The sequence below is a fragment of the Mixta sp. BE291 genome, assembly GCF_031457955.1.
Taxonomy (GTDB): Bacteria; Pseudomonadota; Gammaproteobacteria; order Enterobacterales; family Enterobacteriaceae; genus Mixta.
On sequence record NZ_JAVDXN010000003.1, the window covers coordinates 257,000 to 275,450 of the forward strand.

An 18,451-nucleotide genomic window follows, 5' to 3' on the forward strand; every position below is an offset into this window, starting at 1 on the left:
TTAAACAGGCCATCCTTTATGCTTTTAGCTTTGCGGATTAATCAACCAGACGCCAGCGCGATCGATGGTAATTTTCTGCGCGCGCGATGTGCCCTGGTTAGTCACGGTAAACGTATAGTCACCCGGCGGCAGCTGAAGCGAGGCAAAGCCGTTTGGCGACGGCACCAGCGCCTGCTGATTGCCGTTTAGCGTCACGTCATCGCCCAGTCGCAGTTTAATGTAGATCTGCGCAATCGGCGCTGGCGGCGGCGCTTCCTGCGGTGCCGCAGGCTGCGGTTCGCTGACGGCTGCCGTCTGCTCAGGCGCGCTAACGGCCGCTGGCGCTTCCTCGCTCTGCGGCTGAACGGCTGCGGTGGCTGGCGTATCATCACCGCTCCCCGCCATCATCGCGCCGACGGCAATCCCCACCAGCACGCCTGCTGCCGCCAGCCCCGGCCACATATAGCGCTTCAGCGGCGATACGGCCGCAGGCGCCTCCGCTTCCGGCTCAACCGGCACCAGCATGGTGCCCGGCCCTTCGATATTCACGTTCAGAATAGCGTTGAGATCGGAAACCGACAGCTCCATTAGCGCAGCAAAGTCGTCGATCGACTGTGGACGATCTTCTGGCTTCAACGCCAGCGCTTTATCAATCGCGTGCAGCAGCGGCAGTGAGAATCCAGCCGGGCGCTGTTCAGCCAGCGGCTGGTAATTATCCTCAATGCTGCGCACCACGCTCACCGACGGCGGCGCGCCGGTGATCAGCGTATGCAGTACCGCGCCCAGCGCATAGATATCGGTCCACGGGCCTTGCTCGCTTTCGTTGTTGTCGCTGTACTGCTCAATCGGCGCGAAGCCGGGACGCAGCATGGTTTCCGTTTCGTCGGAGAGATTGCCGATCGTCTGCCGTGCCGAACCGAAGTCCAGCAGCACCGGCATCATATTTTCCTGGATTTGAATATTATCCAGCGAAATGTCGCGATGCAGGTAGCCTTCCTGATGAATGGTGTTGATGGCGCCAAACAGCGGCGGCAGCAGGCGACGGATCCAGGCTTCATTTACCAGCTCAGGGCGCTCAGAGGCCAGACGCGACAGCGTGGTGCCGCTGTAAAATACCGTGCCCATATAGGCGGTATCGTTCTGCACCCAGAAGCGCAAAACATGCAGCAGGTTCGGATGGTTAAACCGCGCCAGCAGCCGGGCTTCCTGAATAAAGCTGTTCAGTCCGGCATGAAACGTTTTACTAAAGCGTTCGCTGCGCAGCACCAGGTTGAGGTCATCGCTGCGCACCGCCAGCGACGAAGGCATAAACTCTTTGATGGCGATGGTACGCTCAAGCTGATGATCCCAGGCGCGATAAACGATGCCGAAACCGCCGCCGCCAATTACTTCCCTTATTTCAAACTCATTAAAACGGTACCCAATCGGCAATGCGTTTGGCACCGTCCGGTTGTTATCGTGTTCTGCCATGATGGACAACTCTCTGATAGCTAAAGCTTACGCCTCAAACTGACACTGAAACTCACCCTGGTCAAAGCTGACGCGCAGGTGACGGTAGCGCTGATCATGCGCGCTGGCCGTGAGCAGGATCTGGCTCATTTGCGGCAGCAGCGTATTGGTCAGGATGGCATCGACCATGCGTCCACCCGACTCCACTTCGGTGCAACGCTGGACAATCTGGCTAATCACGCTCTCCTCGATTTGCGAGATGATACCGTGATTTTCTTCAAGACGACGCTGGATACGTGTTAGCTGCAGGCGAACAATCTCGGCCAGCATTGTATCGCTTAACGGATAGTAAGGCACCACCAGCAAACGACCAAGCAGAGCCGGAGGAAAGACTTCCAGCAGCGGGCCGCGCAGCGCGGTGGAGAGCGCCTCCGGCTCCGGCATTAGCTCAGGATCGGCGCACATGGCGCTGATAAGCTGCGTGCCGACGTTCGAAGTCAGAATAATAATGGTATTGCGGAAATCGATATGGCGACCTTCGCCATCCTCCATCCAGCCTTTATCAAACACCTGGAAAAAGATTTCATGCACATCGGGATGCGCTTTTTCAATTTCATCCAGCAGCACCACGCTGTAGGGACGACGCCTTACCGCTTCCGTCAGGACGCCGCCCTCGCCGTAGCCCACATAGCCCGGAGGCGCACCTTTCAGCGTGGATACGGTGTGCGCTTCCTGAAACTCGCTCATATTAATGGTGATGATGTTCTGTTCGCCGCCATACAGCGACTCCGCCAGCGCCAGCGCGGTTTCGGTTTTCCCCACGCCGGAAGGGCCGCACAGCATAAATACGCCGACCGGCTTATTGGGATCGTCCAGCCGCGCGCGTGAGGTGCGCACCCGTTTAGCGATCAGCTCCAGGCCGTGATGCTGGCCAATCACACGCTCGCCGAGCGTATCGGCGAGGTTTAACACCGCGTCGATCTCATTTTTAACCATGCGTCCCAGCGGGATGCCGGTCCAGTCGGAAACCACCGCGGCGACGACGTTGGCATCAACCGCAGCGAAAAGCAGGGGCGCCTCGCCCTGTAGCGCGCTGAGCGCCTGCTGTTTTTCCGCCAGCTGCTGCTGCAACGCTGCGATATCGTCCGTCTGTTCGGCGTAAAGCTGCGCGCGCAAAGCAATAATGGCTTCGACCAGCTCGCGCTCTTGCTGCCAGCGGGCCATCAGCGCATCGCGTTCCTGCGTCAGGGTTGCCAGTTGCGTCTCCAGCTGAACGATACGCTCGCTTACGTCGGAGGACAGCCTTGCTTCACGCGCGGCGATGTCACGCTCGATCTCCAGCGCGGCGATCCGATGCAGGCAATCTTCCAGCTGCGGCGGCTGCGCGCCCTGGCTGACAGCCACGCGCGCGCAGGCGGTATCCAACAGCGCCACCGCTTTATCCGGCAGCTGACGCGCCGGGATGTAGCGATGAGAAAGTTTCACCGCCGCACTAACCGCTTCATCCAGCAGCAATACGTGATGATGTTGTTCCAGCGTGTTGACGGTGCTGCGCAGCATTAGCAGCGCTTTTTCTTCATCCGGCTCATGCACCTGCACCGTCTGAAAACGGCGGGTCAGCGCCGGATCTTTCTCAATATATTTTTTGTATTCCGCCCAGGTGGTCGCGCCGATGGTTCGCAGCTGACCACGCGCCAGCGCCGGTTTTAACAGGTTGGCGGCATCATTGGTGCCCTGCTGACCGCCCGCACCCACCAGCGTATGGATCTCATCAATAAACAGCACAATCGGCGTCGGGCTGGATTGCACTTCATTGATCAGCGCCTGCAGCCGCGCTTCAAATTCGCCTTTCATGCCTGCGCCCGCCTGCAGCATGCCCATATCCAGCAGCCACAGCTGAACGTCACGCAGCGGCGGCGGCACGTCGCCTGCGGCAATACGCAGCGCCAGCCCTTCCACTACTGCCGTTTTACCGACCCCCGCTTCACCGGTCAGCAGCGGATTGTTTTGCCGACGGCGCATCAGAATATCCACCATCTGGCGGATTTCTTCATCGCGACCGGCGACCGGATCGATTTTACCGTCGCGCGCGCGCGCCGTAAGATCCTGCGCATACTGCGCCAGCGTGCCCGGCTGCTGCGGCGTGGCCAGCGCCGCTTCCGGCTGCGCGGCTGCCTGCTGCGCCTCTTTACTGTTGGCAAAAATAACGTCGAACTGTTCAATTAACAGATCGGCACTGAGACGACTAAACTGCGGTGAAATGCTTTTCAGCGCGTTGGCAAGGTTAAAGGTTTTTAGCATGCCGATCAGCAAATGGCCGCCGCGAATGCGCGCCACGCCAAATTTCAGCGAGCCGTAAACCCAGGCACGCTCAACGGCGCTGTCGATATGCTCCGACAGGTCAGAAACCGCGCTGGCGCCACGCGGCAGGCGATCCAGCGCCGCAACGATATCGCGCGTTAGCGCCTGTTCATCCAGCGAAAAATGGCGCATCAGCTGCTGCAGGTCGCCATCCTGATGCTGCATCAGCTGATGCAGCCAGTGAACCAGTTCAACATATGGGTTGCCGCGCAGCTTACAAAAGGCCGTCGCGCTCTCCAGCGAAGTAAATAATAGCGTGTCCAGTTTGCCGAACAGTACGGCGCGGCTGATTTCTGACATGATGATCTCTGACGGATAAGTTAAAGGTTCAAAACGCGAATAAGATCTGATGTTTAATAATCGATTATTAAAAAATCTATTTACCTACTGATACACCAGATGTATTTGCGTGAATTGAGGATGGTAATTCAGGCATATAAATAAACTATTTTATATTTTTAAATGGAAGGCAATAGAAATAAGACAACATAAAAAAGAATGCGCTCATTCGCATAGGTAAACTATCATTTGGAATTGAATCTATAAGATCATATAACGGAGACATACCAAATCTAAAAAAAGATACTGAACCCCACCCAAAACAAAAATAATTACAAAGCCCAACACCTTACAAATGGCATTAGGATACATATCCTTTCTTTTTACTATTAATAAAATTAACATTAAAACAAAAGAAAACGCCATGTAGAAAATTAACACCCAGTCTCGGGGTTGTTCTATTGTTACATTGCTATAGCCCATATCATCTTCCTTTGATAATACCTATCCCTAATAAGCCTGTTTCTTTTTTGTCTAAAACATCCATTTTTTTATAGTGGTTCATATCGTCTCCTTGATTACTTATAAATTAATTGTTTAACCCTCCGGGCTAAAGATTAAATCGCCCCTGGGCTGGGGATGCGGCTGCTGCCCAAGCCAGGCGCTGTAACCGAGCCGCCCTGCGCTGCCGAGCGTGGTGCCTGGCACTTCCTGCGCATCCAGCAGCAGACGCACCTCCCAGACATATTCGATACCCAAATATTGCCGAACCCAATCGCGTAGCTCTTCCGCGTGGCGTTCGCCGGGCAGAAACTGCTGGTAACGCACCAGCGTGAGCGGGCCGATTTCGATACGCAGCTTATGCTGCACATCCCGCACCGCCGTGCCCAAAAAAGAGGATTCGCCCAGCCGCGACATCTGACGCCCAGCGCCCAGGCGGGCGCGCTCACGCTTATCCAGCGCCAGCCACTGTGGCAGGTTCTGTTCGATGCGCACCGGCACGTTAAAGTAGTGCCGCAACACCTTTTCCAGCCCTTCCGCATCGCGTCCGTGGCGGCTGAGATGCCCTGCCAGCATCAGGCGGGCATGTTCACTCAGGCGGCCTTGCTGGCGCTGCGCGGGCTGTCCCATACCGATCAGGCTGGCAAGATAGCGGTCAAACCGCTGTCCGTCGGGACGATCGAGCGATACCGTGGGCTGCGCATCGGCCCAGGCGCGATAAAACAGCAGCGTCAGCCGATGATGAAACAGATCGGCAAAGGCGGTCAGGCTGGGATCCTGATGATGATGCAGCCGCTCGCGCGCATGTTCCGTCATATGAAGCGGCAGCGGCCCGCCGGGGCCAAACAGACCAAAACTCAGGATCGAAACATCGTGCAGTTCGCTATCCTGACGTGCGCTGACCGCGGCCAGCGTGGAGGGCGCAAACGCCAGCGAAGGAGCCTGACCAATCCGCAGCGGTTCATAACGCGGCAGAGGCGCGCGCCCCAGCGGATATTTCGCGCCGCCCTGCGCATCGATACGGCGCAGCATCTGAAACAGATCGTAGCGCCACGGCGCCTGCATCAGCCCAGGCCAGAAACCGTCCGGCAGGCGTTGTAAAATACGCACCGGCGTTTTCATATCAATGCCCTTTTGCCCATGCGCGGCGGCCAGTAGCCTACCTCGCCGCGCTGCTGGCTGTTAAGGGTCATTTCAGTAAAGCTGTTGCTGGCCACCAGCCGCGAAAAAAGACGTTCCAGCACGCTGCCAAACAGCCACGGACTGCTGCCGGAAAACGCCTGCTCATCCACCGTCAGCTCAATGCCGATGCCGCGCGCGAACACAATCGGGCCAGGCTCCGGCACCCGACGATTCACCGGGCGCAGCTGACAGTGGCGAATGCCTTCAAGCTGACGCGCCACGGGCGCTTCCGCCAGGTTGGCATACAGCGCTAGCATTTGCCGCAGCGCGGCCGCGCCTTCGCCATCGTCGCTGTCCATCAGGCTGAGATAGTTCATCTGCAAATGGCTGATCAAGCGCCAGGCCGCCAGCCCTTCCGCCAGCGGTTCACGCGGCGGCGTCGGCCCTCTGCGCAGGGTGACGCCTGCGGCTGGCACCGAATCCGGCAGCTTAAAACCTTGCTGATCCTGTTGCAGCAGCAGCGGTAAATCACGGCTGGTACACAGCACGTCCGCAGTGATGTAACGCAAATCGTCACGCCACGGCGTATGCTGCTCATCCACCAGCGACAGGAAAACCTCTGAGCCAACGTAGCCGGTACGTGCGCCGTAACGCTGCGCATGTTCGGATAAAGTTCGCTGCTCGCGTCGCAGCGAAAAATAGGCGCCGTAATCGCCGCTGTCGTGGCTGTAGGTGCTCCAGAAAGGACGGAAAATTTGCTCTTCACGCTGGCCTTCCAGCGTGCCGTAGAGCTTCTGCACCGAGTAAACTTCATAATCGAGCGGGCGAATATTATCCACCACCAGATGGTATTCGTAGCGGCTTTCGCTTAGCTTCTGCCGCTCGGCTACGCGCGGAAACAGGTTGATTACCGGCGTGCAGTGCAGCGCCAGGTGACTGCGGTCTACCACACGTTCCAGCGCGGCGTCCGCCTTATCCAGCAGCAGCACAATATCAAACTCGCGCTCGCCGCTTGCCTGCGCCAGCAGCGGGCGCAGCTGACTGATGCTGATAAACTGAAAGCGCGCCGGGAAGGCAAAATATTCCTGCAACAGGCGATAGCCGCTAAAATTGCGCAGGTCGTCCGGCAGCAGCGCCTGATCTGACGCGAAGCCCTCCTGCATTAAGGCATCATCGTTTAATACATGACGGCGCGGCGCACTGCCTGCGGTCTGGCAGAAGATGCCGACCGTATGCGCCATCAACAGCTCCAGCAGCTTTAACGCCTCAATATCCGGGCCGCTGAGGAAAAACTCCAGCCGGTCAAAATCCAGATGATCGAGCGTGGTGGTGCTTTCACAGCTCAGCCGAATGCGCAACGCACTGACCGCGCCGCGCTGGCTCAGTCCCATCTGGCCCAGCGGAATATCGGCCGGAACGCCGCCCAGCTCGACCTGCTTGATCATCAGCGGCAGCAGCGTCACTTCATGCGCGGTGGTGTAGCTACAGGTGATGCCGTTCTTTTTCAGCAGCTGGCTGTCCATCATGGTGCCGCGCGGCACCAGAAAACCGCGATTAATATCGCCTTTTTTGCTGTCCGGCTGCAGCTCGGCAATCGCCATTGACGGCGTGGGCGCCAGGTAGCCTGGGGCAATCATCTCCAGTAAACGCTGCGAAAAACGTGGAAACTCCGCATCCATTTTTAGCTGGACGCGCGATGTCAGAAAGGCGAAGCCCTCCATCATGCGCTCTACGTAAGGATCGGCGATATCGATGCCGCGCATGCCCAAACGTCCGGCCACTTTCGGATAACGCTCCGCGAACTCCGCGCCCATTTCGCGCAGATACGCCAGCTCACGGTTGTAGTATTCGAGCAGTTTACTGTCCATGCTTAACCTACATCTTTTAGCTCAAAATAGCCGTTTTCCAGATCCACATCGGTGCGGAACAGGAATTCCAGCGGGTAAGGCACGCACCACAGGCGTCCTTTAATTTCAATCGACAGCACGTTATGCAGATTGAGCGCACGCGTATCGGAGATACAGCGCACCTGCAAACCCTGCGGCAAAATGCGCGGCTCAAAGTTAATAATCGCTTCGGTTAGCTTGCGCTGGATATCGTGCCATTCAATATCGGACATCCGCTGTCCGGCCAGCGGTGCGACGCCAAAGTTAAGCACCGAGCGGCGCACCTGGTTAAAGGGCGCCAGGTCGTGCTGGGCTTCGTTATTGATGGTGTTAAACAGCCATTGCAGGTCGCGCAGCACATGCCGCCTTAACGTGCTGTGTGAGATAAGCCGCTGATTCACCGTTTCCTGGCTTTTGCCTGGCTCATCATCCATCAGGCGATCCAGCAGCGAGGGCTGCAGTTTATCGCGCACGTTCAGCGCCGTTTGATCTTTACGCAAGCGATAACCGCTGTGCAACAGGTCAGCGCCGTCGGCAGAACGCGCGTTACTCATCGGCCAGATCGCTGGCAACAAAGGTCAGCGTCTCCAGGTTTAACAGCGAAAACTCGGCGCTATCGTTCAGCCAGACTTTCTGCCCCTGACCGATATAGTGCTGCGCCGCCGCATCCAGCGGCTGCCATTCGGTCAGGCGCGCCAGACGCCAGCTATCCTGCGCCCCGGCGGCAAAAGGATAACGCACCGGCACCTGACAAACTTGCTCAGAGCCATCCACCAGCCGCACCAGCGTATGACGCCAAACCAGATCGGTGACGCTGGCGGGCGCCTGAAAGCGCATTTCAGCAATGGCGCTAAACGGCACCCAGAAATAGCCGCCGTTAACCAGCAGCTCACAGATCGGCCCAAGCCGGGCATCACCATCAATCAGCCAGGCAAAGGGCTGCGCCTGCTCGTTGCCCTGTAGCAGCGCGCTGCCGGGATTGAGCGCGGCGGCCTCAAGCGCGGCGTTACGTAAGTCCTCCGCCTGAGCGCGCTCGCCCTTATTGTCCGCCTGCAACGCGGCAAACAGCTGCTCCGCCCAGCGCCAGGCTTCGCCCGGCAAACGCGGCTGAGCCTCGCCGGCAAACACCGCCGCACGCTGCTGCTCGCCTTTAATCGCCAGCTCCAGCAGCGTTACCGTCGGCTGCGCCTGCGGTTTTAGCGCCGCCCAGGATTTCAGCTGGGTTTGCGCCCGCGTCCAGTTGCCCGCCAGGCAAAGCAGCTGCACAAACGCCGCGCGTAAATCGGCATCAGCCGGAGCCGCTTTGATTTGTGCTTCAATGCGTGCCAGCGCATCATCCAGCGAGCTGCCCGCCAGCAGTTGTTGTAAAGAGTGCATCGCGCTTCCTTTTTGCCGTTATTTGATGGTGCGCCAGGCGCCTGCCGCCGGATCTTTCAGCTGCGGATTGAAACTATCCACCAGCAGAATGGTTAACGGCGCATCGCTGAGATAAGGCGACCACACTTTACGCACCTCATTCAGCCGCGCCTTTAACGCGTCTTCGTCACCGGCTTGTGCCTGGCTCATCTGTACTGCCACGGTGCCGCCCGCCTGCCAGCCGTTAAAATCGTTTGACCACGGTAAAATCAGCCAGCTTTGCGGCGAGCGTTCATCCGTCAGCACCATGCGCTCGTTATTAACGGTGGTGATTTGCAGGCCATGCTTGTCGCTTTTCGCCGCCAGACCAATAACCGGAAAACCCTGCAGGAAGGTCACCGTGATGTTTTTCGCTGCGCCATGCCCCACGCGCGTTAACATCGCCTGCCCGCTCAGCCAGCCATCATCCGCGCACTTCACGCCTTCTGCCGTGGGAACAAACAGCGCGCTGGTGCGATCGTTATCGTTCCACCAGGTGCGGAAATGACACCCATCAAGCAGACTAAACTGCAACCACGGCGTGGTATCAGCCGGAGGCGAGAGATCTTCCGGGCTTGCCGTTGGCGCAGGTTCCGGTTCCGACGGCGTGACGTTAGCCTTCCAGCCGCTGGCCTTTTCCGCGTTGCCTTTTGCCAGCGCGTTTCCGTTGATATCTTCCATCTGCCAGCTGAGCGTGGTGAGTTTGCTGCACTGCTTGGTTTGAATCAGCGCACCGACCTGCGGCATAAACTCTTCCAGCACCGCTGGCGTTTTATCGCCTTTGGCAACAATACGCAGCGACAGCTGGCGTGCGCACCAGTCTGCGGCGTCCTGGCTTTTTACGTTATCGATCCACACATCCAGTTTTTTGGAGCGCGAAGAGATCACGTTGTAATTATCTGCCCAGGCGCTGGAGGCGAGCAGCAACGTTAACGCGCCGGTTAACCAATATTTCATGTCGTTCCCTTGAGAATGGTTTAATCGCGAAGCGGAATAAACTGCGCCGCTTCAGAGAGAGAGTGCAACAGCGTGGTATCCTGCGGCGAGCCGACCCAGACCGCCATCGCGCTGTAGTTATCCTGCTCATCATCGGATTGTTCATCATTATTTTTTAGCGCCTGATGCATCAGCGTCAGCCACTCTTCCGGCGTGTTGACCATATGCAACGCCTGCTGCATCTGCTGCTGCGACACGCCGTGCCAGAAACCATCGGTACAAAGCAAAAACGCATCGCCATCTTCAATCGGCACCACGTCGCTGTAGCTGGCGTCACGGCCCTCATCGCCCATTCCCAACGCAAAATAGAGCAGATTGCTGTTGATGCCTTCTGTCTGGTGTCCGGCATCCTTCATCTGTTGAATCAGGCTGTGATCGGTGGTGACGTGATAAAGGTAGCCGCGCCGGAACAGATAAAGGCGGCTATCGCCCGCATGCGCCCAGTAGGCCAGCTGATAATCGCGATCGATAAACAAACTGACCAGCGTGGTGCCCATACGGCTGTACTCGGGCTCGCTTTTTTGCTGCTGGCGGATCGCCCGGTTGGCGTTATTGACGTACAGGCGAATTTGCTGCGCATCCAGATGCGCGGTGCCGTCGAACTGGTCAATAAGGGTGTTGCGCGCCAGCCGGGCGGCAAGATCGCCGCCAGGAAAACCCGCGACGCCATCACACACCACAAAACAGGCGGAGCGCGCGCCTACGCTATCGCCGGTCTGATCCTGATTGCTCTCGCGGGCGCCCTGATTCGACATTGAGGCAAAGGTGATATTCATTATTCGTCCGAGGCGGTCTGTGAATCTTTGTACTGGTTAACTTCCATATCGTAAGCATGCAGAAAGGCTTCGCCGAACAGCGTATGGAAGTCATCTTCGATTTCCCCGGCCGTTTCGTTATAGCGCCGGTTAAAATGCTCCCACAATGCCGCTTTACGGCTGCCGGGCAGCGAAAGACGTGAGGTTACGCCCTCCTGCCGCGCTTCCTCTTCCAGCTGCTGCGGGTTAAAGGATTGCAGCATCGCAGCGATAATCGCGCGGATACCGGCAATCATTCCCAGCTGGTGCGCCTGCAAATCAACCAGCGCATCGCGCACCGCCTGTTTCGGCGGCATAAAGCCCGGCATGCGGCTGCCAAACATCTGCATCAGCACGGTTTTACCGGATGGCAGCAGTTTGAACGGGTTATTGGCGTCGTCGAGAATAACGGTCATATCTGCTTTTACGCCGCGCTTTAAAATCGAACGCGACGACAGCAGCGCCACGGTTCCCTGCGAGAACATGCCCAGCATCTGCCCCAGCTGCTGCATATTGTCCCGATCGAAATGCGGCGTCGGCTGCATATCATTCAGGCCCATACCGTCCAGCAACGCCTGTAACAGGTCGCCCTGCAACGCTTCCCCGCCGGAAGAGGCGTGCGCATGCGGATTGCTGCTGTTGCTGGCCACCGGATCGATACGCAAGCGGCCTTTCGGCGGCGGCGTTACGCTACGCTGAACCGCCTGCGGCGTAGGTAAGGTGATACCGCCGTAATCGGCTACGCCCGGTTGCGGCGGATTCAATGGCGACGCAGCGCCATGGCTGGCGGGCTTATCCGCTGGCAGATCGGCAAACAGCGGCGAGGCGCTGAGCGCGTCACTGTCCGCTTTGGCTGCGTCGTTAAAATCAGCATCGTCCTGCGCGACGGCCGGCTCATCGTTAAACAAGGGCGAAGCGCTGAATGCGTCCTCTACTGGTTTGACTTCAGGATCAATATCGCTGGCTGGCGGCTCTGCGGCAAATAGCGGCGAACGCGCAATATCGTCGTTATTGCCAAACAGATCCTGCTCGCCAGCGGCTGCTGGATGCGCATCCACCGGCGCAGGCGCGGCGGGTTGTGCGCCTGGCGTTTCATCATCAGGATGCGCTAACGGCGCGGCGCTGCCCATCATCAGACCCAGCGGATCGTCACTGTTGATCTGTGCAGGCGTGGGCTTGCCGCCGCCAAACAGCGCCAGCGGATCAAGCTCATCGGCTTTGGCTTGCGGCGGCGCGGCTTTATCCGTAGCGGGCTGTACTAACGTGGTCGGCGTGCTGTCGTTGAAAATACTCTCCGTTTTAAACAGCTCATCCTGATTAAATAGCGCATCAGGCGTCTGGTTACGGCGATCAAACGCCAGCGGCTCACTGGTTGCAAACTGCGCCAGCGGATCCTCGGGGTTGCGGTTTTCCGTTGGCGCAGCCGTTAAGGGATGTACGGCGGCGGCAGGCGCAGCGGGCTTGGTACGGCTGGTGGAGATGCTGTCAGCGATCGAAAACTCTTTCGCCAGGCTATCCCAGATTTCGCTGGGGATCGCCGCTGTGCCTTCCGTTGCGTTTTCTGCTGGCGCAACCTGCGCCTGCGGAGCCGGTGCCTGCGGTGCCGGTGCCTGCGGTGCCTGACGGGGCACCGGCGCGGCCGCATGCGGCGCAGGCTGCGTCGTGGCGTTCAGATCGTTAACCAGCAGCCGATACTCGTCAATGCCCAGGATATCGCCATCCTGTAGCTCCACCTGACGGCCGCGCTCCAGCGGAATATCGTTCAGCTCAACGCGCGTCACGTTGCCGCGGTTGGTGATGCGGCATTCGCCGTCGGCGGTAATATGAACAATCGCCTGCAGACGGGAGATGGTGCGGTCATTATCAGGCAGCACCAGATTGTTATCGACGCCGCGGCCGATGGTGCCGCCGGGCGGTGAAAAGTCACAGCTGCTTTGCGGCGGCTGATGTCCCGGTTTGTTCGTTATAATCGTAAAGCGCATAACAGTTTCCTGCGTTTGTGATATTCGGCATACAAACCGCGCAGCTCTCAGTGAAACCGGCGGGGTTTGTATGTAAAAAGGAAAATTCAGTTCGTTGATATAAGGCAAACCATTTCTGACCGGGCGTGGCTGTTAGTATAAGGAAAACCATTTTGGCCGAACGCAAAAGTTTATGTATGGCAAAAAAAACCGCTCGAATGCCAGCATTAAACTATCGAGCAATAACGCTATTGCAGCCAGCCAATATAATGAACTATTGCTTTAAAAACAGGCGCCCTTGTTTATTTTTTTGCAAAATAAAATGCGCTGCATAACGTTCCTCATGAGAATAAGCATTTTTGACTTTGACTGCCACATCATATTCACCAGGTTGCCATCCCCCCTCATTCCAGAAAATACATTCCCCCGGTTTTATTTCCAGGTCACTGTTGGTATTAGCGGGCAAATGCACTGTCTCCCATGAATTACCGTTTAGCCATGAAATATAGGGGATACCGACCTTAAGAAGAGTATTATAACTATCTTTTTCAGGCACCGAAAAACACAATTTCTCTTGCTCAATTTTTAACGACAATGGATGATAAAACGGTCGTTCCAGATGGCAAGCGGTAAGCACGATTACGAGCCCCAGGTAAAATAGCTTCATGTTTATGTAAAATTATTATTCATTTAATAAGTGACAGCATAAAAAAACAAAAAAGATATACGCAGCGCACGAATATACACTAATGTTAATAATTAAAGCACATTATTATGCATCACCAACGCCATTAAATTAACCATCCTGTTTCCCGCCCCAGGATTTAACAAGCTTATCCAGCTCCGCACTATGATAAAAATCAATGCATTTAGCTAATACCATGGCTTCACCAGATTGACTCTTATATTTTTTTGCGAGAAATTCATCTGCCAATTTTCTTACTGCACTATGAGCTGTTAAAGAGTAATCGCCAAACTCCAGATAACCACGAGCGGCAGCAGCGGCATCATCTTTGACTTGTTTATTGTTATAACCTTTAGCTACACAGACACTTAAGGCATAATTTTTTATATATTGCTCAGAAGTGTATTCTGCTTTTGCATTTACTTGAAGCGAGAATATTGTTGTAAAAAAAAGAACTGTAACTATTTTAAGATCCATATTGAAGCCTCATTAGCTAAAGGGAAATAACAATGATCGGAACAAGCACTACCATTCCAGAGGGTTACATGTCCGCTGGCATCATTCCATCCATTGACATTAAAAACCAATATCCCATTTAGTCCTTTAAAATCATGAACTGTTGGGTTTACGACCGTTTTATCAGGTTGGCCATAAACTTCATACATATACTTTAAAAAATCCCGAACGCGGAAAATGTACCAATTTTTATCTTTCCCTGAAACGGTTTTCCATGCTCCTCTATTTATCTTGCTTCCTGTATAGTTGAGAACATAGCTCATTCTTATCGCGCAGGCGTTAGTAAAACCCTGGTTAGGATCCTTTTCCCCAAGCGCAATATTTAAACCAACGTTACCTCCTATTTTCTCACCTACTTTTGAAACACTAACATTAATTTCGCTATAACGATTCCATGCCTGTAAGAAAAGTGGTCTGTTCATAAATATCCTTTTAGCCACAACTGTCCATTAATAAGCCCGCTCGTAGCCGAGCGGGCAAACGCTATTAAGCTTCTTTGTTTTCTTTGATATTCCAGCCTGCGCTGCTTTCTGCGCCTTTGCCACCGGAAGCGGTTTGCTCCCAGTACTGCTGTTTAACTTTCGCTGCCTGGAAGGCATAAGTCACGCCGACGGTATCGCCGTTATCGCTGCCGTTGTATTGAACGGAGGTTACCAGGACATCTTCCAGAGTGATTCTGGTGTATTCAACCTGTTGGCCGCCCGCTTTGCATACGGACAGTTCAATTTTGGCCAGATGCTTACCGCTGGCGCAATGCTTCAGAATCGCGGTGGTGGATTTGTCGACCAGCGCGTTAACATGCAGATCGCTGAAGTTTACTTTCCCTGCGCCGCCTCCGCCGCCAACGGACATATTGCCCGGCTGGGTTGCGCCCCAGGAGAAAGAAGTAATGTCGGTCCAGCCTTTGTGGTTAGAATCCTGAGATTCACCGGTTACGCTGTCAACCTTCAGGAACATATCAATAGCCATAATTATCTACTCTTTATTGGTTAAAATTGCTTTCGATAAAGCAGTGATATGGCAAACAGGAAAGCATGGGGCTGAATAAAACAGTCCATATTTTACCTCTGCCTCGTTTCTGCCTGCTCTCAGTGAAAACAGACAAATATTAATCAGGTGTATTTATTAAACAGAAAAATAGTCACAAACAAGGAAAGTAATACTTTTGACGTAAAGTCATTCTCTGAATATATTCAGAAGAATTATTCGTAAGGCATGCTTTTCAGCTGCGCAATTCTTTCACGATCGATACGGGCAGTGCACTGATCAACCAGCGAAGCATAAGCCGCAGATTGCTCATCGGCCATAAAAGCTTCCAGCTTGCATTGGTTATCGCGGTACTTTAACCATCCACGCTGTGAATCCAACAGCACGGCATTGTATTGTGCTAACAACGCTTTATGCGTGGTATAGGCTTGCGCGATTCTTTGCTTCGCGCTGGCATATTCGCTATTCAGCTCACGTTCTGCGCTATTTTTCTCTTTGGCCCAGCAACTATTTATTTCCGCATCCGTTTGTGCAGCGCTACAGTTATCTTCGGCATACGCATAGCTACAGGTCAGGAGCAATAGACCAGCCATTGATAAAATATGTTTTTTCATTCGGGCTTACCAGTTATTTTATAATAGCTACAAGCCTTCGCCTGAAGTAGTTACCGTTAGTTATCGATTTTTTTTCCTGGATAGTCATCAAGCACATCAATATTATTTGTTATGAACATCTCGATTACCCCCTGATTTTATTATTTATACATAGCCTACAAGGCACTAGACACTGAACAACTTATTCCTTTAAAATCAGTTTCTCTTTTGACGTAATGGCAACACAAGGACAAATCAATGAAAAAAACTACTGCGTTGATTTTTACAATCATTTCTCTAATTATCGGCATTTATACTTTAATCGATGTGATCCGTTCTCTTTGGTATGTACTTGCTTATGAGTCTGTTAACGCTAGTTCATCTGGAATGATATTTGGTAAGTTTTTATTCTTCGTGGTAATTTCCACACTTTTTTTGTTTTCGCTAAAGGTTTATAGAAAATCAAAAAACTAACCTAATTTTTTCTGCCAGATAATATATAGCGATAGATGCACCCACTAGTGAAATCAATATCACTGCATTTATCGCTGAAAAAATGACATTATCACCCCAGTCGAACACGAAGATATAATACCCCATAACGCAAAAAAACAACATAAATGAAACAATCATCAAAGTATAGATTGAAATATATTTAATAGCGATTTTAATCACATTTAGCCCCAGCTAAAAAACTGTCAAATATTTCTTTATCTGTAGAGCCGTGGCTTGCCTGATAATTTATCGCCTCAATAAAAGGCTTTAGATTATCCTCAACTAAAAAATAAAGTAAATCCAAGTCTCCAGCCCCGCGTAGTTCATTATATACATCTCTATTTAGATTAAGTAGTTCGTAAGATGTATAAACTGAACGGGAGATTGCAGCCCCAACGCTTAACACGCCAGTCATACCTGCAGAAGCAAGAAAACGAGGGATAATTTTTGAAAAAAATAAACTAATAAGTTCATTGACAAATAACATTTTAAAAGTCATACCACCTGCTGTAGAACCCGCCATTTTTAAGAGCAATTTTTTAGACTGTTCTTCTGAAAGACCGGATAGATATTTTTTAATAACTATATTAATTAACCTACGTATATCTTCAGAAGTTAGGCCTTTTTTAATCAGTGTTATCAGCCTTATTTTATCAGTTTGATTGCGCCATCGGTTATCCGAATCAAGATAATCTTTTGTCAGCATCCACAGATCTTCAGGAATTTCCATAAAACCGCTCACCGCACTACGAGCGAAAACTTCAGCTCCGCTCAGATGATGTTTGTGAAAAATTTTTAGCATGCCATTGGCAATCTGTTTTGGTGAACTGGCTACCATTATTTATCCTTTTATTATTGGTTTATCCTGACCGATAGAAAATTATAAGTTATAAAATTCTTTTTCAACTAACAAATCATTAATACGTCGGCTCCGCAGAGCCGACGTATTTATTTACGCATCGTTGGTTTTCAGCGACGGCAGCTTGGAGACCAAACGCAGTGATACGGTCAGGCCTTCCAGCTGATAATGCGGGCGCAGGAAGAACTTGGCGGCGTAGTAACCTGGATTATCTTCAATCTCTTCCACCATCACTTCTGCTGAAGCCAGCGGCTTGCGGGATTTGGTTTCCTGCGAAGAGTTAACCGGATCGCCATCCACATAGTTCATGACCCAGTCGTTCAGCCAGCGTTCCATCTCTTCACGCTCGCGGAAAGAGCCAATTTTGTCACGTACGATGCACTTCAGATAGTGCGCGAAGCGGCAGCAGGCAAACAGATAAGGCAGACGAGCAGCAAGGCGGGCGTTGGCCGTCGCGTCCGCGTCATGATATTCCGTTGGCTTCTGCAAAGATTGCGCACCAATAAAGGCGGCGAAATCTGAGTTTTTGCGGTGTACCAGCGGCATAAAGCCGTTTTTCGCCAGCTCGGCTTCGCGACGATCGCTGATAGCGATTTCAGTTGGACATTTCATATCCACGCCGCCGTCATCGCTGGGGAAGGTATGACACGGCAGGTTTTCCACCGCGCCGCCCGACTCTACGCCGCGAATGGAGGTGCACCAGCCAAACTCTTTAAAGGAGCGGTTGATGTTAGCGGCCATGGCGTAAGCGGCGTTGGTCCAGGTGTAGTTGCCGTGGCTGGCGCCGTCGGTCTCTTCTTCGAAATCAAAGCTATCAACCGGGTTGGTACGAATGCCGTACGGCAGGCGCGCCAGGAAACGCGGCATCACCAGTCCCAGATAGCGCGCATCTTCCGATTCACGCAGGCTGCGCCAGGCTGCATATTCGCTGTTCTGGAAGATCTTGGTTAAATCGCGCGGGTTAGCCAGCTCCTGCCAGGATTCCATTTGCATGACGCTCGGCGCGGTGCCAGCGATAAACGGACAGTGCGCCGCCGCACCGATACGCGCCATTTCGCTCAGCAGCTCCACATCCTGCGGAGAGTGATCGAAATAGTAATCGCCCACCAGGCAGCCAAACGGCTCGCCGCCGAACTGGCCATACTCTTCTTCATAGATTTTCTTGAAGACAGGGCTTTGATCCCAGCCCACGCCTTTATATCGCTTCAGCGTGCGGCCCAGCTCCTGTTTTGAAATGCTCATAAAGCGGATTTTCAGCATCTCATCGGTTTCAGTGTTATTCACCAGATAGCTCAGGCCGCGCCATGCGCCTTCCAGCTTCTGAAACTCTTCGTGGTGAATAATCTGGTTAACCTGACGCGACAGCTTTTCATCAATCTCCGCAATCAGCGCCTGGATAGTGCGATAAGCGTCGTCAGAAACGGTCACGCTGTTTTCCAGCGCCTGCTGCGCCAGGGTTTTTACCGCGCTTTCTACCGCCGCGCGCGCCTGATCGCTTTTCGGACGAAACTCTTTGTTCAGCAGCGCGCTGAACGCATCCTGATCCCAGGATTGTTGTCCCGGCTGTAGCGATTGTTGTGATGGATTGCTCAT

Annotated in this window: 16 protein-coding genes; all 16 read right to left on the minus strand. The window is 53.6% G+C overall.

Annotation, left to right across the window (positions count from 1 at the left end; translation table 11 throughout):
• Positions 1-24 precede the first annotated feature (24 nt).
• The 16 genes from J2X14_RS08750 to tssC all read right to left on the minus strand — a co-directional run bounded on the left by J2X14_RS08750 (position 25) and on the right by tssC (position 18,451).
• Positions 25-1,449, minus strand: coding sequence for a serine/threonine protein kinase (locus J2X14_RS08750; RefSeq protein ID WP_352410834.1), 1,425 nt, complete (start codon positions 1,447-1,449; stop codon positions 25-27).
• A 27-nt stretch (positions 1,450-1,476) separates the two neighbouring features.
• Positions 1,477-4,089: a type VI secretion system ATPase TssH gene (gene tssH / locus J2X14_RS08755; protein WP_352410835.1), complete on the minus strand. Its 2,613-nt coding sequence runs from the start codon at positions 4,087-4,089 to the stop codon at positions 1,477-1,479.
• A gap of 576 nt (positions 4,090-4,665) precedes the next feature.
• The gene (gene tssG, locus J2X14_RS08760; RefSeq protein ID WP_352410836.1) at positions 4,666-5,691 is read right to left on the minus strand and encodes a type VI secretion system baseplate subunit TssG; all 1,026 of its coding nucleotides are present in this window, start codon (positions 5,689-5,691) and stop codon (positions 4,666-4,668) included.
• A complete protein-coding gene (gene tssF, locus J2X14_RS08765; RefSeq protein ID WP_352410837.1) occupies positions 5,688-7,559 on the minus strand; it encodes a type VI secretion system baseplate subunit TssF in 1,872 nt (623 codons plus the stop codon). The genes tssG and tssF overlap by 4 nt, the downstream gene beginning before the upstream one ends.
• A 2-nt stretch (positions 7,560-7,561) precedes the next feature.
• Positions 7,562-8,131: a type VI secretion system baseplate subunit TssE gene (tssE, locus tag J2X14_RS08770; protein ID WP_352410838.1), complete on the minus strand. Its 570-nt coding sequence runs from the start codon at positions 8,129-8,131 to the stop codon at positions 7,562-7,564.
• On the minus strand, positions 8,124-8,954 hold the full coding sequence (locus J2X14_RS08775) for a type VI secretion system accessory protein TagJ (RefSeq protein ID WP_352410839.1): 831 nt from the start codon (positions 8,952-8,954) through the stop codon (positions 8,124-8,126). The genes tssE and J2X14_RS08775 overlap by 8 nt, the downstream gene beginning before the upstream one ends.
• An 18-nt stretch (positions 8,955-8,972) precedes the next feature.
• Positions 8,973-9,929 carry a hypothetical protein gene (locus tag J2X14_RS08780; RefSeq protein WP_352410840.1) on the minus strand — a complete coding sequence of 319 codons (957 nt, stop codon included), beginning with the start codon at positions 9,927-9,929 and terminating at the stop codon, positions 8,973-8,975.
• Positions 9,930-9,949: 20 nt separating this feature from the next.
• Complete coding sequence (locus J2X14_RS08785; protein ID WP_352410841.1) at positions 9,950-10,744, minus strand: PP2C family protein-serine/threonine phosphatase; 795 nt, start codon at positions 10,742-10,744, stop codon at positions 9,950-9,952.
• The gene (gene tagH / locus J2X14_RS08790; RefSeq protein WP_352410842.1) at positions 10,744-12,744 is read right to left on the minus strand and encodes a type VI secretion system-associated FHA domain protein TagH; all 2,001 of its coding nucleotides are present in this window, start codon (positions 12,742-12,744) and stop codon (positions 10,744-10,746) included. The genes J2X14_RS08785 and tagH overlap by 1 nt, the downstream gene beginning before the upstream one ends.
• 253 nt (positions 12,745-12,997) lie before the next feature.
• Positions 12,998-13,390 (minus strand): putative T6SS immunity periplasmic lipoprotein, encoded by a 393-nt coding sequence (locus J2X14_RS08795; protein WP_352410843.1) that lies wholly within the window; start codon positions 13,388-13,390, stop codon positions 12,998-13,000.
• A 129-nt stretch (positions 13,391-13,519) separates the two neighbouring features.
• The gene (locus tag J2X14_RS08800) at positions 13,520-13,885 is read right to left on the minus strand and encodes a T6SS amidase immunity protein Tai4 family protein (protein WP_352410844.1); all 366 of its coding nucleotides are present in this window, start codon (positions 13,883-13,885) and stop codon (positions 13,520-13,522) included.
• Positions 13,870-14,346 (minus strand): type VI secretion system amidase effector protein Tae4, encoded by a 477-nt coding sequence (locus J2X14_RS08805; protein WP_352410845.1) that lies wholly within the window; start codon positions 14,344-14,346, stop codon positions 13,870-13,872. The genes J2X14_RS08800 and J2X14_RS08805 overlap by 16 nt, the downstream gene beginning before the upstream one ends.
• Positions 14,347-14,410: 64 nt before the next feature.
• Positions 14,411-14,893, minus strand: a complete 483-nt coding sequence (locus tag J2X14_RS08810) for an Hcp family type VI secretion system effector (RefSeq protein ID WP_352410846.1) — start codon at positions 14,891-14,893, stop codon at positions 14,411-14,413.
• A 233-nt stretch (positions 14,894-15,126) separates the two neighbouring features.
• Positions 15,127-15,525, minus strand: coding sequence for a lysozyme inhibitor LprI family protein (locus J2X14_RS08815; RefSeq protein ID WP_352410847.1), 399 nt, complete (start codon positions 15,523-15,525; stop codon positions 15,127-15,129).
• A 646-nt stretch (positions 15,526-16,171) separates the two neighbouring features.
• Positions 16,172-16,837, minus strand: a complete 666-nt coding sequence (locus J2X14_RS08820) for an Ssp6 family T6SS pore-forming effector (protein ID WP_352410848.1) — start codon at positions 16,835-16,837, stop codon at positions 16,172-16,174.
• Between the two features lie 114 nt (positions 16,838-16,951).
• Positions 16,952-18,451 carry a type VI secretion system contractile sheath large subunit gene (gene tssC, locus J2X14_RS08825; RefSeq protein WP_352410849.1) on the minus strand — a complete coding sequence of 500 codons (1,500 nt, stop codon included), beginning with the start codon at positions 18,449-18,451 and terminating at the stop codon, positions 16,952-16,954.

Bases quoted from the DNA above. Each gene is read 5' to 3' on its own strand.
- J2X14_RS08750 (WP_352410834.1), bottom strand. From the start codon at position 1,449: ATGGCAGAACACGATAACAACCGGACGGTGCCAAACGCATTGCCGATT.
- tssH (WP_352410835.1), bottom strand. From the start codon at position 4,089: ATGTCAGAAATCAGCCGCGCCGTACTGTTCGGCAAACTGGACACGCTA.
- tssG (WP_352410836.1), bottom strand. From the start codon at position 5,691: ATGAAAACGCCGGTGCGTATTTTACAACGCCTGCCGGACGGTTTCTGG.
- tssF (WP_352410837.1), bottom strand. From the start codon at position 7,559: ATGGACAGTAAACTGCTCGAATACTACAACCGTGAGCTGGCGTATCTG.
- tssE (WP_352410838.1), bottom strand. From the start codon at position 8,131: ATGAGTAACGCGCGTTCTGCCGACGGCGCTGACCTGTTGCACAGCGGT.
- J2X14_RS08775 (WP_352410839.1), bottom strand. From the start codon at position 8,954: ATGCACTCTTTACAACAACTGCTGGCGGGCAGCTCGCTGGATGATGCG.
- J2X14_RS08780 (WP_352410840.1), bottom strand. From the start codon at position 9,929: ATGAAATATTGGTTAACCGGCGCGTTAACGTTGCTGCTCGCCTCCAGC.
- J2X14_RS08785 (WP_352410841.1), bottom strand. From the start codon at position 10,744: ATGAATATCACCTTTGCCTCAATGTCGAATCAGGGCGCCCGCGAGAGC.
- tagH (WP_352410842.1), bottom strand. From the start codon at position 12,744: ATGCGCTTTACGATTATAACGAACAAACCGGGACATCAGCCGCCGCAA.
- J2X14_RS08795 (WP_352410843.1), bottom strand. From the start codon at position 13,390: ATGAAGCTATTTTACCTGGGGCTCGTAATCGTGCTTACCGCTTGCCAT.
- J2X14_RS08800 (WP_352410844.1), bottom strand. From the start codon at position 13,885: ATGGATCTTAAAATAGTTACAGTTCTTTTTTTTACAACAATATTCTCG.
- J2X14_RS08805 (WP_352410845.1), bottom strand. From the start codon at position 14,346: ATGAACAGACCACTTTTCTTACAGGCATGGAATCGTTATAGCGAAATT.
- J2X14_RS08810 (WP_352410846.1), bottom strand. From the start codon at position 14,893: ATGGCTATTGATATGTTCCTGAAGGTTGACAGCGTAACCGGTGAATCT.
- J2X14_RS08815 (WP_352410847.1), bottom strand. From the start codon at position 15,525: ATGAAAAAACATATTTTATCAATGGCTGGTCTATTGCTCCTGACCTGT.
- J2X14_RS08820 (WP_352410848.1), bottom strand. From the start codon at position 16,837: ATGGTAGCCAGTTCACCAAAACAGATTGCCAATGGCATGCTAAAAATT.
- tssC (WP_352410849.1), bottom strand. From the start codon at position 18,451: ATGAGCAATCCATCACAACAATCGCTACAGCCGGGACAACAATCCTGG.